We start from the raw sequence: 14,588 nt of genomic DNA, 5'->3' as shown, positions 1-14,588 counted from the left end.
ATCCTTAAAGGTCTACTACAGCAAAGGCCACAAAACGCGAGCCACCGAAATGTCGTCCCGTATGCAGGAATGTATACAATTTGCTGATTCACTTTTACAGTATAGACCTGCAGTTTCGCTACTCATTCTATCGCCGGCCGACTGGCCTCGTTTTACAAATTTTCCGGTATACGGTATGCCACATTATTCCAATGACAATACACTGGTTGTTGCAGCAGAAAATAACGCCTTTTGGAAAAGTTTCATTCCGCCATTAACAGAACTGCCCACAGAGCTGGTGGCAAAGGTTAAGAAGGCATACAGTGAGAAAGACGGACAGCTATCTATGCAACCATTTTTCGATCTATTGGCAGTGCATGAGCTTGGGCATGCATACCATCGGCAGGCATCGTTGTATATGCAAAGAAAATGGATGGGGGAATTGTTCTGCAATATTTTCCTGCACACCTATATTGCCGAACGTCAACCCCAACTATTATCAGCATTAACTGTATTTCCCAACATGGTTGTTGCAGGCGGTAGTAAGGGCTACAACTTCATCACCCTCGATCAGTTTGAAAGCAATTATACCGAGATTGCCACTAAACAGCCTAAGAATTATGGCTGGTACCAGTGTCGTTTGCATGTGGCAGCCGCAACGATATATGATGCCGGCGGAAAGCTTGTTCTACCGAATCTATGGACGGTACTTCAAGACAAAACCAACAAGGACGATCAGCAATTGGCAAATGAGCTGGGTACAAAGGTGCATGCCTCAATGGCTGACGTTATGTTGAAGTGGTAGGTGTTGACCCTGCTATGGCCTATTTGAAGTTACGGGCATAGAATTTTTCAAAGTATGAAACCTTTGTTATTTATTACTTAACTGACGCCGTACCCGGCTAAGTGTTTCTTTAGTAATGCCGAGATAGGAAGCAATGATGTGTTGCGGAAAGCGCTGCAAAAACTGTGGATAGGCATTGATAAGATCGATATAGCGCTTTTCGGCCGGCAAACTGATCAGTGCATGGAGTCTCTTCTGTACGGAGAATGCATTGTTCTCCTGTAACTTTGAATTCATCTCGATAAAGGCAGGTATAGGTTTTATCCTTTCATAGTAGGCGTCTCTGGTGAGTAGCAAAACGTCTGTATTCTCCCAGGCATCAATATTATAAAGGGAGGGTGTAAGCGTTGTCCAGCTTTCACGGTCACTCGCCCACCAATTTTCAATATACAGACCAACAATATGTTCTGACCCTTTTTCATCAACCGAGTATTGTCGCAGCGCCCCATTGATAACAAAGGCAGTAAGGTTACAGACTTGTCCTTCTTTTAGCAGGAACTCCTTTTTCTTTATTTTCCCTGGTTTGAAGGTGTCTTTAATGGCTGCTATATCGGGTTCACTTAGTTGGGTTGTACTGTAGCTGTTTATGTAGTTTATAAGCGCTTCGTACATTTATTCAGCTGATTAAATTATACTTCAAATATATAATTTAATCAGTTGATTGGTCATATGGATGGCAAACCGGTCAGGAACTGATCGTCCTAACCGGTGTTGATTTGAATGTGCTATCGACTTATTGTTTTCTTTCTGCCGGTAAATTCACCCGGGCCCAATCTGCAAAACGGGTCATCGGTGAACCAGCTATCCTGTTTGCCAGTGCGATCTCTTTGGATGCATCGGAGCCTAAATAAGTGTATGCCTCGAAATAACTGAATGTAGCGGCTATCTCGCCGGCCCCTTCAAAGAGAGTAACAAAAATGCCTGTCGGCACCTGCGTGAATGAAAATTCATGCCCCTGTTGATTAAGTGTATCCACGATTTCATTAAAGCTCATCAGGTCACCGACCAGGGGAAGGTAGGCACCATTGCCGGCTTCAGTTGGTTTTGCAAACGCACCAGCCACGATTTTGCCAAGCTCTGTAATGTCACCCAAGTGAATGCCACGTATGGTTGGGTCCATAGGAAGTGCCCAGCCAACTCTTCCGTTTTCCTGTTTTTGGGGTGCAAGCGGACCCATAAAGTTCTGGTAGAAAAAAGGAGCTATAACGAAGGTGTGATACTCAAATCCGGCCTCCTTAATGATCTGATCGACTTTCGCCTTACCCGTATAATGGGGAACATAGAATTTGCCCTTGCTGATGAATTCTACATCTGGCAGCGTTGACCAGATAAAGTGCTTAACACCGGCTTCCCGGGCTGCACGTACAGCTGCTGTTGCCTGCTTAACTTCGTCGGTTCCTTTTTCCCAAAAATTGGTGACCAGGAAAACACCATACGCTCCCTGAAAGGCAGCCTTGAGTGTATCGGGCCTGTTCAGATCTGCTTCCACGACTTCGTGGCTAATACCACTGTGTTTGTTTGGGTTGCGCGTTAAAGCGCGCACTTTAAATTCGCCACTGGCTTGCAGGGCACGTACAACAGCACCACCTTGCTGGCCCGTAGCGCCAACTACGGCTATCACTTTTCTATTGTCGGATTTCATACCTCAAATGTTTGTTTAAGTTGCAAAGCTACCAGCTGCGACAAGCGCGGACGATGACAAATGATAATAAACGTACAATCGTCCTGACTTAGCCTTGACGAGTCAATTCATTGGGCTTGAAGCTTTTTTAAATATTGTCGTTCATGACTCCGTTTGGTTTCCAAATTTGCCCGCAGGTGAGGTTATGGTCGAAGACAGTAAAATGTCCGTTTTTTACCATTCCCACAGGGGCATACGCGCTTAACTTTACGAGTATGATGAGCTTACTCAAAACAATTTTGTTGGTAGTATTTTTAGCTGCCGCCGCTTTGTCTTTCGCTCAAACTAGCGCCAAGGCAACCATTGAACCCTGTAGCTGTAATTTTACAACAGATCCTGAAGTAATAAAATTGGCCCCTCCTGCCTACCGCAGCCGATTTCGGCCATTGGATAAGATCGATAGTTCCTTTAAAACGGAATGTGGATACCTCATCGTTCCTGAAAACAGGGAGAAAAAGCATTCGCGCATGATAAAGCTGCCTTACGTCATCGTAAGAAGCAAGAACCCGGCTAAACATAAAGACCCGGTTCTGTATACCGCTGGTGGACCCGGTGGTTCGTCGCTTGGATGGGTTGTTAATAGTACGCGTTCTGTATTGATCGAAGATCGGGATTGTATCGCGCTGGAGCAACGTGGCACCAGGTATGCGCTGCCCTATCTACGTTCGTTCGAACTGGATGACGCGATCAAAGGGGCTTACCGACGTAACGGGAATATTGATAGCGCAGTGCTATCGGGAGTAAAAGCTGTTAAAGGATCGCTTCAGCAGCGCGGGATCGATTTGGCAGGATATAATACCGATGCTACAGTTTCGGATATTCACGACTTGCTTTCTTTGTTGCACATAGATTCAGTAAATCTATTTGGTAGCTCGTACAGTGGTGGGCTGATGCTGGCCGTATTACAAAAAGATCCTACCCGCATCCGGTCGCTCGCACTGGATTCACCCCTGCCCACCTTCGTTCCCATCGATGAAGACGAACCGGTGAATTTCCGGGAAGCATTAGGGGTATTATTCCGGCACGTGCAGCAAGATTCGTCTGCGGCGCAACGATATGATCACCTGGAAGAGCGATTTGACCGCTATTTTACGTCTATCAAAGACAGCACCTTCTACCTGCGTTACCTGGAGCCCGGAACTAAAGACAGCCTTTCTATCGCTTACACAAAGAATGAATTGTTGGATATTATCATCAACCAGCTTTACGATGACAGGCAGCGTAGCCACCTGCCGTACCTGATCACACAGATCATCGCCGGCAGGCATGAAACCTACATGACAGAAAAATTCAATGGTTTATTCCGAAGCTATGGCGCCCCGGATGGTATGCGTATCTCGGTGTACTGCGCCGATCAGACGGCTTACCATAGTGAGAAAGTAATTCAGGAGATTGGCAACTTGTACCCTTATTTGCCAGGGTACCGCATCAATGATGTTTACCGTGCCATGTGCGATTGCTGGAAGTCGCCTCCTATTCGCCAGGAAACCCGTCAGGGATTTTACTCCCTCAAGCCAGCGCTATTGGCGGATGGAGAAATGGATCCTGCCTGCCGGCCCCTGTATATAGACCGGATCAACCACTACATGCCGAACAGTCAACGGTTCCTGCTTATCAATAAGGGGCATGGCGTTTTTAATAGCAAGATGATGGAAATATACCGCGTCTTTCTAAATGACCCGATGAAGAAGATCATATCGACGGATCCTGGAATTATTGGGTATTAGGAAGATACAACAACCAGCTTAGTTTCGGGTCGCGCATCTCAGCCAGTTGATCAGACGCTGACATTTCTTACCGGTTCATAATAATATACCACTACACCAGAACCAAAGGTTTTTATTTTTAGGAGTTTCAGGGGGATCCTCTCGTGGAGGTTATTGAATAATCGCAATCCGCTTCCCAGTATTACGGGATGAACGAGTAACTGATATTCATCGATCAGGTCCAGCTGTAATAAGGCCATAATTAAACTGGGGCTGCCCGCTACAATGTTTTTACCCGCTTGTAGCTTAAGCGCCGACACTTCTTCTTTAACCACCTCCGATTTCAATGTTGAATTGTTCCAACTAACATTTTTCAGCGTGCGGGAATAAACGATCTTCGGAATATTGTCTATCAGTACAGCAAATTCATCTGTTTCTTTGACACCAGTTGGCTTACTTACCACCGATGGCCAATAACTTTCCATCATTTGATAAGTAACTCTGCCATATAATAGCGTGTCTGCACTGATCATCAGTTCATCAAAATGTTGATGGAGTTCTGCATCTGCAATCCCGGCGGTGTGATCGCAAAATCCATCAAGCGTCACGTTAAGAGAGGCAATTAATTTTCTCATGAGAAATCAGACCCGCTGTAATACAGTGGGATTTATTTTGAAAAATGAATTTACTAATATCGCCAAAAAGAAAAGGCAATTACCTGCGAACCTCACTGATCGCCGCGCCAAGCACATCTGCTACCGCCTGCTCAATCACGCCAATCTGTTCTACTTCTCCCCCGGTTCTCCAGTGGTCCTTGTCTTTAATTAAAGTCAGGCGTTGTGTGCCCCTGGCCGACTGAAGCAGCACGTCGTACGTGCCGGTTCGCAATCCTTCCCACGAAATGGTTTCTGCAAGTGCTGCCTTGTAAAAAATGTTGTTGTGGGTGAACGTGGTGGTGAACACCAAATGGTCCGCTGTATCGGGACCGCCGGTTACGAGTTGGAAGTCCATATCACTATCGTTTAGTACAGCAAGGTAGACAAAACTCCTGTTTGCCCGCTGCTGCGTTTATGGGTGGCTAACGATGCTATCTTATACCATTAATTCTCAAGGAAATGTAATGGTCATGATAAATTCCGTATGCGGGCAGGTTGTCGGAAACAGCCTCCTCGCGTCATCACTTGTCAAAACTCGGCAATCAGCGAAAACCACCTGGCAGCGGGCCCGATCCACAATTCCTTGTAGGTAGCCGTATTGAACTGAGGCCAGTAGGGAGTGTCCTCATTGAATCGTGATTGCATCCCAACAGGAATGCCTCCCACCGTTTCACCAGGTAATGCAGTGTACAATTGGGGGTAATTGCTTCCTTCTCCCCAGATGATCGACTGGCCAAACGGATTCTTCCCAACGATCCAGAACAATTGCTGCTCCGCAATATCCATCAGTTTTTTATCGCGCAAAAGCCTGCCCGCAAGCGCTGCAGCCTTGCCCGTGGAAAGCTGCACGGCCGCATTTCCCTTAAACGAGAACCATACCGGAAAGACGCGCAAATAATGTTCATCATCCAACTTGAAGCCATTCTTCAACTGTTCTTTGTAATCATCGGCAGCGCCTCTATAAATGCCTACCTGCACTTTATAAAAATTCACCGAGTCTTTTACTTCATCCACATGATAAACACCGCTGGGTACCAGACCATATGGCTGCACATATTGCATGATGGTCTTCAGATAGTCGCCATACATCCTGACAGCGCTCTCCCATCTTTTATAATCAGGATTATCCGGTTGTGTTTCGCAAAGTGCAGTTAATGCCTGCATATAAGCCTGGTCGCGCGATTGATGGGTGTAGTGCACAATGGATTTCTTACTCAGGTCGCGATAAAAGAAGCCATGTATTTTGTGCTTGTCATTCAGCGGTTCAACGCGCTGGCATTGCAGGGTATATTGAATGGCTTTTGCCGCTTCGGCTGCATAGAATTTATCGCCGGTTAATTTATAGAGCAGGCTTGCGGTAAAAGAGATATTCGCCGAATACTGGCTATTGGAAGCCATGGCCGCGTGGTCTCCGCCACCGCCGATGCTACTGAGATCATTAAAGCCAAGGCTGTCGAAGCGTTTCCTGGCAAAAGCATAATCTTCTATGGCCACCTTGCGCAGGAATTCTTTCAGCATCGGGTCGTTGTCGAGGTTCATCGAGGCAAAGGCCTCTATGCCGGCAAACAGGAAGTTTTCAAAAGCCCGGTTGTGTATACGGACCTGCCTGCGTCTGGAAGAATCATCCTTGGTGCCAATAAAACCATCTGTCCATAGGTTGGTGCCCCAGGTTTGCGCGCGGTAACCATTACCCAGCCGCGCTTTCAATATGCAGTCAATACCCCATTCCGCTTCTTCCTGTAGCCTTATCGTGAGCTGACTATTTCCCTTTTGCTTAGCCCGGTTCGCCATCTCCAGCAAACCAAAGATAATTTCACCCGATTGAAGCACCTGCTGCGACATATCTGCAGCATCGTGCCAACCACCGTTAAAAGTAAACAGCTTCCCTTCAAAGGTGGCGTTCAGGTCTCCATGGCAAGCTCCATGTTTACCGGGTATCGGGTAGCCGCAACGCTCACAGAAAATAAAATTCAACATTCGCCAGGCAGAGTTGCTCCAGATATCTTTGTTGATGTAAAAGGGATTGGTTACAACATCGCCAACGTGGATAGAATATTGTCCTTCTTTTTTGAAATCGCTGAAATCAATGGATTCAAAATTGCCGATCGCCGTTTTCTGCGATATGATCTTTCCCTCATACGCAACCTTCTTGCTGGCATTATCTATCAGTTGAAATTTTCCGTTGTTATTCTTTACGTGCACAATGGCGGTCTTTTCGCTTTCTACCCCATATCCCGAGGTGGAGTGTACGATACGGTTGGGCGCTGGCATCCATCCGCTGGCTATTTCAGGGTTTTCGATGGTTTGCAAGGATACTGCATCGATGTCGAATTTTAGAGAATCGCCCATCGTACGTTCTTTCCCGAAGATCTCAATGGCAAAAGACAATTTGCTTACTTTATCGCGTGGTAACTCGGGCATCTCCACAAAACATTCATTCCACTGACCGTTGATCAGGTTGATCTCATGAATGCCTTCCCGTTCATATTTGTCCGGGACCTTGATCTTTCCGTCATTTTCAATATAGAGATTCAGGTATATACTGCGCGCGCCTTCGCAATTCGGGTAAATGTAGAAATGAATGCGGTTGTATTTTTCCCAATTGGCGCCGCCTGCGTTGTAGCTGGCCATCGACGTTCCAAGGCCGATACCCCAGTCCAGAAAGGTCGGATTGGTGGTTTGACCCACAAGCCGCAAACTGTTTTTGCCGGACTTGCTTCTTTCATTGGTGAGCTGCATGCCGCCAAATCCTTTGTGCGACCACTTATCCAGCGTTTCCATATCGCACAACATGTCGGAGGTCAATACTTTCTTGGTCAACCCAAAGGTTTCAAACGACTTACTGTAATCCATTGGCAAGGGGCTATGCACATAGCCGGTATTGATGATGTCCCGTTTTAATTGCTCATCAATTTGCGCAAGCAGAAAACCCGGGCTAACAATCAAAAGAGCCAGCACGAGCATTTTAATGGATCCTGTTAGATTCATATGTTGGAAGGTTAGTGACTTTACAATCGCTTTTCAGGAATACCTGACGATGCCCCGCTGTTTAAAATTCAAATAGCATCGATGAAGCTATTACCGAAACGGATAGCATATCTGGTAATATAACTGATGGCGATTTGTTTCCGCTCTTTTTGCGGAAAAGATGATCCAATGCAGGCCAGGGGATCAAAAACTACCTTATTGTCAGATGGAGAGTCTGGCCGTTTTAAGCATCAACCTGCAAGGTTGTGTAGTAAGCAATCACTGAGAAATTCTTCTCTATAGGGTCTGATACCAAATTGATCCCTACGTTTCTAAATATAGGCAAAATATTTTCTTGTCGTCCAATCTCCCGAAAAATGGGCAAAAATCTTCTTTTCTAGGGAAACATGGCGTAAAAGACAGGGACCAAAGCCCGACCAAACGCGGACCAAACCCGGACCAAGCCCGGGCAAGCCCGAAAACATGGCGCGTTTGATGGCTGTTCAGCCCCTGCTTGACACGTTTCTAATGCGCTAAAAAATGGCCAATAAATCGAAGAAGATCTGCGGGATTGATAAAGCTGGTTCTTGTAACATGAAGGGGTAGCGCAACGACCTGTTGATACGGGGAGATCGTGCAGCGGACTTTTTGAGGGCACATGGTGTAACACCTGCTTCCTTATCCAGCAGCGGTGCGGATGTAAAAATGCGACGGCTGTAATGCAGGACCCTATTCAGCTTCAGCCCTCAACTTATCTTTTAAATCCACCAGTTCATGCAATATAAAACCACGCTCATTGGTGCATTGACTCTTGCTTCATAGCTTTATCTTAATAATCACCTATTGCCAAATTCTAAGGTTATGAAAAGATCGATCATCCTTTTTGCCTCGCTGGTCGTCGCAACTTGCTCCTTCGCGCAGAAATCAACTTCGGCCAAACCAAGAGCCAGGGATCTGGGCATCCCCTTCGATGGAAAGCCTGGTGCCAACAACGCCATTACAGATGTTAAGGGTGTGCTGGTTGGTTATAAAACAATTATCAAGGACTCTGCAAAAACGGCTACCGGGAGCGGACCAGTCCGCACTGGTGTTACTGTCATTTTCCCCAACGGTAAATCAAATGATCCTGTGCCTGCCGCCTGGTTCAGCCTGAATGGTGATGGCGAAATGACAGGCCTTGCTTCTATCGAGGACTATGGCTTTAACTTCGGACCTATCGGTATTACCAATACCAATAGCGTTGGCGTTGTACGGGATGCAATCGGTGAATGGAATATCAAGCATTTCGGTACCGGAGAACTCATCGACTTCTCATTCGGCCTGCCCGTCGTGGCAGAAACATGGGATGGTTTGTTAAACGATATCCAGGGATTGCATGTTAAGAAGGAAGATGTGTTTGAAGCGCTCGACAATGCACGATCTGGTGCAGTGGCCGAGGGCAATATTGGCGGCGGTACCGGTATGGGCCTTTATGGTTTTAAAGGAGGTAATGGTACTGCTTCAAGGGTGATCAAGATTGATACGGCAAATTATACAGTGGGCGTATTTATGCAGGCAAATTTTGGTGGGCGTAATGACCTGCTGATTGCTGGCATTCCTGTGGGAAGAGAGATCAAAGGTAGTCAGGCCGAATTGGGTGCTCCCAAAAGGAAAGATGGGTCGGTCATCATTATGATCGCTACCGATGCCCCCTTGTTGCCATCTCAACTGAAGCAGGTGGCTAAGCGTGCAGCTATGGGCATTGCCCGTACAGGCAGCTTTGCCCACAATTCCTCAGGCGATATATTCCTTGCTTTTAGCACGCAGGCGCCGGCACGCAATGAAAAAGGCACGGCAGAAAAATGGAATGTACTCACAAAAGAAGCGATGGATAGGGTTTATAAAGCCACTGTGGAGGCAACAGAAGAAGCGGTGATCAATGCCCTGATCGCCGCCGAGACGATGAAAGGAAAGGGTGGAAATACTTTATATGGTATTCCACACGACCAGGTAAAAGAGATACTGAAGAAATACAATCGATTGGTTCAATAAACAAGGGAACGCAATACAAACCTGCCTCAACGGTCAGTAAAAAGGCCCGGGAAGTGAATAACTCCCGGGCCTTTTTCATTGACAGACCAATAATGTTTGCCAGCTAACTACTTCCAGCCGCCGCCAAGATCACGATACACATTCACTACCGCATTGAGCTGTTGTTTTTTTGTTTCAATAAGCTCAAGCTTTGCTTCCAGTGCATCGCGCTGCGTCAGTAACACTTCAAGATAGTCGGCCCGCGCATTCTTGAAAAGATCGTTCGAGATATCGATCGATCTCGTGAGCGCATTTACCTGCTTCGACTTCAGGTCATAGTTCTTTTCGAGGTTGCTGATGTTCGACAACTGTGTCGCTACTTCCAGGTAGGCGGTCAGGATACTGCGTTCGTAGTTATACATCGCCTGCACCTGCCGCGCATTGGCATTGTAGAATTCTGCCTTGATCGCATTCTTATTCACCAACGGACCAACGAGATCGCCAGCCAGGTTATACAATATAGACTCAGGCAATCTGAACAGGTAGGCTGGGTTGAAAGCCTGCAACCCAACAGCCGCCGATATGCCAAACGATGGATAGAACTCGGCCCTTGCCACTTTCACATCCAGTTTTGCAGCAGCAAGATCCAGTTCGGCCTGCCTGATGTCCGGACGATTCGCCAGTAACTGAGAGGGGATGCCGGCAGTTACCACAGCAGGCTGCAGCTCGAGGATATTGCTGTTATCCCGGTCTATCGTTTGGGGATAACGGCCCAGCAAGAGGTTGATCCTGTTTTCGGTTTCCCTGATCTGTTGCAGGATCTGGAATTCGAGGCTTTGGGTCTTCAATACCTCGGCCTCAAATTTCTGCACAGCCAGTTCAGTAGCCCTGGCCGCTTCTTTCTGAATCTTAACTACTTCCAACGCACTCTTTTGCAAATCGATGTTTTGTTTTACGATTGCCAACTGATTATCGAGCGCCAACAGTTCGTAATAGGAGTTGGCCACTTCCGCGATCAGGTTGGTAAGCACGAAGTTTTTACCTTCCTGGGTAGCCAGGTATCTTGTTACGGCTGCTTTCTTGGAGTTGCGCAACTTCTTCCAGATATCCACTTCCCAATTGGCGTAGATCGCACCCGTAAAATCTCCCAATGGATCGGGGGTTTCTTTGCCGGGCTTTATTTCGGTAGTGGCATCACCTGCACCCTGGCTGGTATACCTGCCTACTTTTTCAACGCCGATACCAGCCCTCGCGCCCACAGTTGGTAGCAATGGCGCTTGTTTCATTCTGATCTCGTTACGCGCAATCTCTACCTCCTGTAAAGTGATCATCAGCTCCTGATTATTCTTCAGTGCTGTATCGATCAGGTTGATGAGGTGCTTATCGGTGAAATATTGCTTCCAGGGCAGCGCCGCAAGGGTGTTTGTATCCCCGCCGCTGCCAAAGTTGGCGGGTACCGTTTTGTTCTCTTCACGCACGGAAACCGCTGGAGCCTTGCAACTGGCAATGGCCAGGCAAATGCCCAATGCGCCCAGGCAGTGATGTATGCTGATTTTAAACATGGTGATCAATTTCTTCTGTTAATGGATTCTCTTCCTCTTCCTTGTGGAGCATACGCCTTTCCGCGATCTTGCCGAATATGTAATACAGTCCGGGAATGATCAACACCCCGAATATGGTACCGAACAACATACCACCAAAGGCAGCGGTACCGATCGTGCGATTACCGATCTTACCTGGGCCGGAGGCAAATACCAATGGTATCAAACCGGCAATGAAGGCAAAGGATGTCATCAGGATCGGGCGGAAACGCACCTTGGCACCTTCCAGTGCCGCCTGCAATACCGTAGAGCCTGAGCGGTGTTTCTGCACGGCAAACTCGACGATCAGCACTGCATTCTTACCCAACAACCCGATCAGCATCACCATCGCCACCTGCGCATAGATGTTATTTTCCAGTCCGGTCAACTGTAATAGCAGGAAGGCACCGAATATACCAGCCGGTAATGAAAGGATCACCGATAAGGGCAGGATAAAGCTTTCGTATTGTGCCGCCAGAATCAGGTACACAAATCCAAGACAGATCAGGAATATATATACCGCCTGGTTGCCCTGCGCCACTTCATCTTTCGAGATGCCTGCCCAGTCAATTCCAAAACCACGCGGTAACGTTTTTTGAGCTACCTCATTGATCACCTTGATGGCAGTACCACTACTGTATCCCGGCGCCGCAGCTCCGCTGATCTCCGAGGCGGTGTACATATTGTGGCGGGTGATCTCCGATAAGCCATATACTTTGTCCATTTTCATGAAAGCAGAGAATGGTACCATCTCATCCTTATCGTTCTTCACGTAAAGCTTCAGGATATCATCGGGCAGGGCACGGTATTGGGGTGCCGCCTGAACGATCACCTTATATTGCCGGCCAAATTTGATGAAACTGATCTCATAGTTACTGCCGAGTAAGGTAGATAGGGTATTCATCGCATTCTCGATACTCACCCCTTTTTGCTGTGCGATATCATTGTCAACCTTAAGCATGTACTGGGGAAAGCTGGCGCTGTAGAAACTGAATACCGAGGAGAGCTCTTTGCGTTTGGTAAGCTCTTTCACAAAATCATTGCTTACCTGCTCCATCTTCTTATAGTCGCCTGTTCCTGCTTTATCGAGCAGGCGTAATTCGAAACCGCCCGCGGCGCCATAGCCTGGTACGGCTGGCGGCTGGAAGAACTCGATATTCGCACCAGCGATGTCTTTCGACTTTTCTTCCAGCTCCTCGATGATCTCCGTCACCGAATGTTTTCTTTCTTCCCAGGGTTTCAGGTTGATCAAACAGGTGCCTGAGTTGGCGCCCGTTCCTTCTGTGAGGATCTCATAACCAGCCAGGGAAGAAACGGATTGCACCCCATCTACCTCTTCACAGATCTTCTGTAACCTTTCCGATATTTCATTCGTTCTTTCGAGCGATGAACCGGGCGGCGTTTGGATGATGGCATAGAACATGCCCTGGTCTTCATTGGGGATGAAGCCGGAAGGTACTTTGCCGTTCAGGAAATAAATGCCTGCACAGAATGCTCCCAACATCAGGAAGGTAACAGCCCTGCGGTTTACCAATACCCGCAGTATCTTTTCGTATCGGCCAGAGGCGCGGTTGAACAGCTTGTTGAAGCCATCGATGAACTTATCGACCGGTGTTTTCTTTTTCGGCTTGCCATGGTGATTCTTCAGGATCATGGCGCAAAGGGCCGGTGTTAGCGTAAGGGCCACCACACCCGACAAGATGATCGCCGTTGCCATGGTGATGGAGAATTGCCGGTAGAAGATACCGACCGGGCCCGACATGAACGCCACCGGTATGAACACCGCGGCCATGATAAAGGTGATGGCAACGATGGCCCCCGCAATCTCATGCATGGCTTTCTTGGTCGCTTTCAATACTGACAGGCCCTCCTCTTCCATCTTGGCGTGCACCGCCTCGATCACCACAATGGCATCATCCACCACCACTCCGATCGCCAGTACCAGTGCAAACAGGGTAATGAGGTTCAGGGTAATACCGAAGAACTGCATGAACATGAAGGTGCCCACCAGTGAAACCGGTACGGCCATCGCCGGGATCAGTGTAGAACGCCAGTCACCCAGGAAGATGAACACCACGATACCCACCAGTATGAAGGCCTCTATCAGGGTGTGTATCACCTTCTCCATAGAGGCATCCAGGAATTTCGATACGTCGTAACTGATCTCATACTCCATGCCTTTGGGGAATGAGTTGGCCTGGATCTCTTTCATCTTGGCCTTCACGTTCTTGATCACCTGGCTGGCGTTACTGCCATACGATTGCTTCAGTACGATGGCCGCCGAAGGTTTGCCGTTGAGGTTGGAATAGATATCGTACATCGAACTGCCAAACTCTACCTCTGCCACATCTTTCAAACGCAACAGTTCTCCGTTCGAACTGGAGCGTAACACCACGTTCTCATATTGTTCTTTAGTGGTAAACCTTCCCGTATACTTCAGTACGTATTCAAACGACTGCGAGCGTTTACCTGAGCTCTCCCCTGTTTTGCCGGGAGAAGCTTCCAGGCTCTGATCGCTCAGGGACTTCATCACTTCTTCGGCGGATATCTTGTAGGCGAGCATGCGATCGGGTTTGAGCCAGATACGCATGGCGTATTCCCGGTTACCGAGGATGTCTGCATATCCTACACCATCTACCCGCTTCAGTTCCGACAGTACGTTGATGTCGGCAAAGTTGAAGAGGAACTTCTGGTCGGTATTGGGATCATCGCTGTACAGGTTGATGTACATGAGCATGTTCGATTCCTCGCGGGTGATCTTTACACCTTCACGTACTACGAGTGGTGGCAGTTTGTTGACTACCGATGCCACCCTGTTCTGCACATTCAAAGAGGCGACGTTGGGGTCGGTACCGAGATTGAATACCACCTGAATGGTAGCTTCTCCATCGTTACCTGCATCCGATGCCATGTATTTCATCCCGGGAACGCCGTTGATGGCTCTTTCCAGGGGAATAATTACCGATTTGATCATTAATTCGCCGTTCGCTCCGGGGTACTCGGCCACTACATTCACCTTGGGCGGCGATATGGAAGGGAATTGAGTTACGGGCAACTGGAATATGGCCAGTATGCCCAGGAATACGATGATAAGCGATATGACAATAGACAGAACCGGTCGCTGTATAAACTTATTAAACATTTAGGTACGCTATTAATATGAAC

The 14,588-nt window shown here is 47.8% G+C and carries 10 protein-coding genes; 3 read left to right on the top strand and 7 right to left on the bottom strand.

The window, feature by feature from the left end:
* The first annotated feature begins 175 nt into the window (after positions 1 to 175).
* Positions 176 to 784, top strand: coding sequence for a hypothetical protein (locus P2H89_RS19780; RefSeq protein ID WP_275830063.1), 609 nt, complete (start codon positions 176 to 178; stop codon positions 782 to 784).
* 66 nt (positions 785 to 850) lie between these two features.
* Here the strand turns inward: P2H89_RS19780 and P2H89_RS19775 are convergent, their stop codons facing one another.
* On the bottom strand, positions 851 to 1,435 hold the full coding sequence (locus tag P2H89_RS19775; RefSeq protein ID WP_275830061.1) for a Crp/Fnr family transcriptional regulator: 585 nt from the start codon (positions 1,433 to 1,435) through the stop codon (positions 851 to 853).
* A 121-nt stretch (positions 1,436 to 1,556) separates the two neighbouring features.
* Positions 1,557 to 2,465, bottom strand: a complete 909-nt coding sequence (locus P2H89_RS19770) for an NmrA/HSCARG family protein (RefSeq protein ID WP_275830059.1) — start codon at positions 2,463 to 2,465, stop codon at positions 1,557 to 1,559.
* Positions 2,466 to 2,719: 254 nt separating this feature from the next.
* Between P2H89_RS19770 and P2H89_RS19765 the strand changes: the two genes are divergently transcribed.
* Positions 2,720 to 4,231, top strand: coding sequence for an alpha/beta fold hydrolase (locus tag P2H89_RS19765; protein ID WP_275830057.1), 1,512 nt, complete (start codon positions 2,720 to 2,722; stop codon positions 4,229 to 4,231).
* 50 nt (positions 4,232 to 4,281) lie between these two features.
* Here the strand turns inward: P2H89_RS19765 and P2H89_RS19760 are convergent, their stop codons facing one another.
* From P2H89_RS19760 to P2H89_RS19750, 3 genes are all read right to left on the bottom strand, one after another.
* On the bottom strand, positions 4,282 to 4,845 hold the full coding sequence (locus P2H89_RS19760) for a dihydrofolate reductase family protein (protein WP_275830055.1): 564 nt from the start codon (positions 4,843 to 4,845) through the stop codon (positions 4,282 to 4,284).
* A 79-nt stretch (positions 4,846 to 4,924) separates the two neighbouring features.
* Entirely contained in the window at positions 4,925 to 5,221 is a 297-nt protein-coding gene (locus P2H89_RS19755; RefSeq protein WP_275830053.1) for a hypothetical protein, read from the bottom strand.
* Between the two features lie 173 nt (positions 5,222 to 5,394).
* Positions 5,395 to 7,854: a glycoside hydrolase family 9 protein gene (locus tag P2H89_RS19750; RefSeq protein ID WP_275830051.1), complete on the bottom strand. Its 2,460-nt coding sequence runs from the start codon at positions 7,852 to 7,854 to the stop codon at positions 5,395 to 5,397.
* 840 nt (positions 7,855 to 8,694) lie between these two features.
* Between P2H89_RS19750 and P2H89_RS19745 the strand changes: the two genes are divergently transcribed.
* Complete coding sequence (locus P2H89_RS19745) at positions 8,695 to 9,864, top strand: P1 family peptidase (RefSeq protein ID WP_275830050.1); 1,170 nt, start codon at positions 8,695 to 8,697, stop codon at positions 9,862 to 9,864.
* 107 nt (positions 9,865 to 9,971) lie between these two features.
* On the opposite strand, the gene P2H89_RS19740 is transcribed toward P2H89_RS19745, so the two are convergent.
* Both P2H89_RS19740 and P2H89_RS19735 read right to left on the bottom strand, forming a co-directional pair.
* Positions 9,972 to 11,405, bottom strand: coding sequence for a TolC family protein (locus P2H89_RS19740; protein ID WP_275830048.1), 1,434 nt, complete (start codon positions 11,403 to 11,405; stop codon positions 9,972 to 9,974).
* Positions 11,398 to 14,565, bottom strand: coding sequence for an efflux RND transporter permease subunit (locus tag P2H89_RS19735; RefSeq protein ID WP_275830045.1), 3,168 nt, complete (start codon positions 14,563 to 14,565; stop codon positions 11,398 to 11,400). The genes P2H89_RS19740 and P2H89_RS19735 overlap by 8 nt, the downstream gene beginning before the upstream one ends.
* Positions 14,566 to 14,588: the final 23 nt, after the last annotated feature.

This window comes from Paraflavitalea sp. CAU 1676 (assembly GCF_029223285.1).
Lineage (GTDB): Bacteria > Bacteroidota > Bacteroidia > Chitinophagales > Chitinophagaceae > Paraflavitalea.
Note: the sequence above shows the minus strand (reverse complement) of the source record. Positions and strands in the feature narration are given on the sequence as shown.

Coding starts and splice junctions, on each gene's coding strand:
- P2H89_RS19780 (WP_275830063.1), top strand. CDS start 176: ATGCCACATTATTCCAATGACAATACACTGGTTGTTGCAGCAGAAAAT.
- P2H89_RS19775 (WP_275830061.1), bottom strand. CDS start 1,435: ATGTACGAAGCGCTTATAAACTACATAAACAGCTACAGTACAACCCAA.
- P2H89_RS19770 (WP_275830059.1), bottom strand. CDS start 2,465: ATGAAATCCGACAATAGAAAAGTGATAGCCGTAGTTGGCGCTACGGGC.
- P2H89_RS19765 (WP_275830057.1), top strand. CDS start 2,720: ATGATGAGCTTACTCAAAACAATTTTGTTGGTAGTATTTTTAGCTGCC.
- P2H89_RS19760 (WP_275830055.1), bottom strand. CDS start 4,845: ATGAGAAAATTAATTGCCTCTCTTAACGTGACGCTTGATGGATTTTGC.
- P2H89_RS19755 (WP_275830053.1), bottom strand. CDS start 5,221: ATGGACTTCCAACTCGTAACCGGCGGTCCCGATACAGCGGACCATTTG.
- P2H89_RS19750 (WP_275830051.1), bottom strand. CDS start 7,854: ATGAATCTAACAGGATCCATTAAAATGCTCGTGCTGGCTCTTTTGATT.
- P2H89_RS19745 (WP_275830050.1), top strand. CDS start 8,695: ATGAAAAGATCGATCATCCTTTTTGCCTCGCTGGTCGTCGCAACTTGC.
- P2H89_RS19740 (WP_275830048.1), bottom strand. CDS start 11,405: ATGTTTAAAATCAGCATACATCACTGCCTGGGCGCATTGGGCATTTGC.
- P2H89_RS19735 (WP_275830045.1), bottom strand. CDS start 14,565: ATGTTTAATAAGTTTATACAGCGACCGGTTCTGTCTATTGTCATATCG.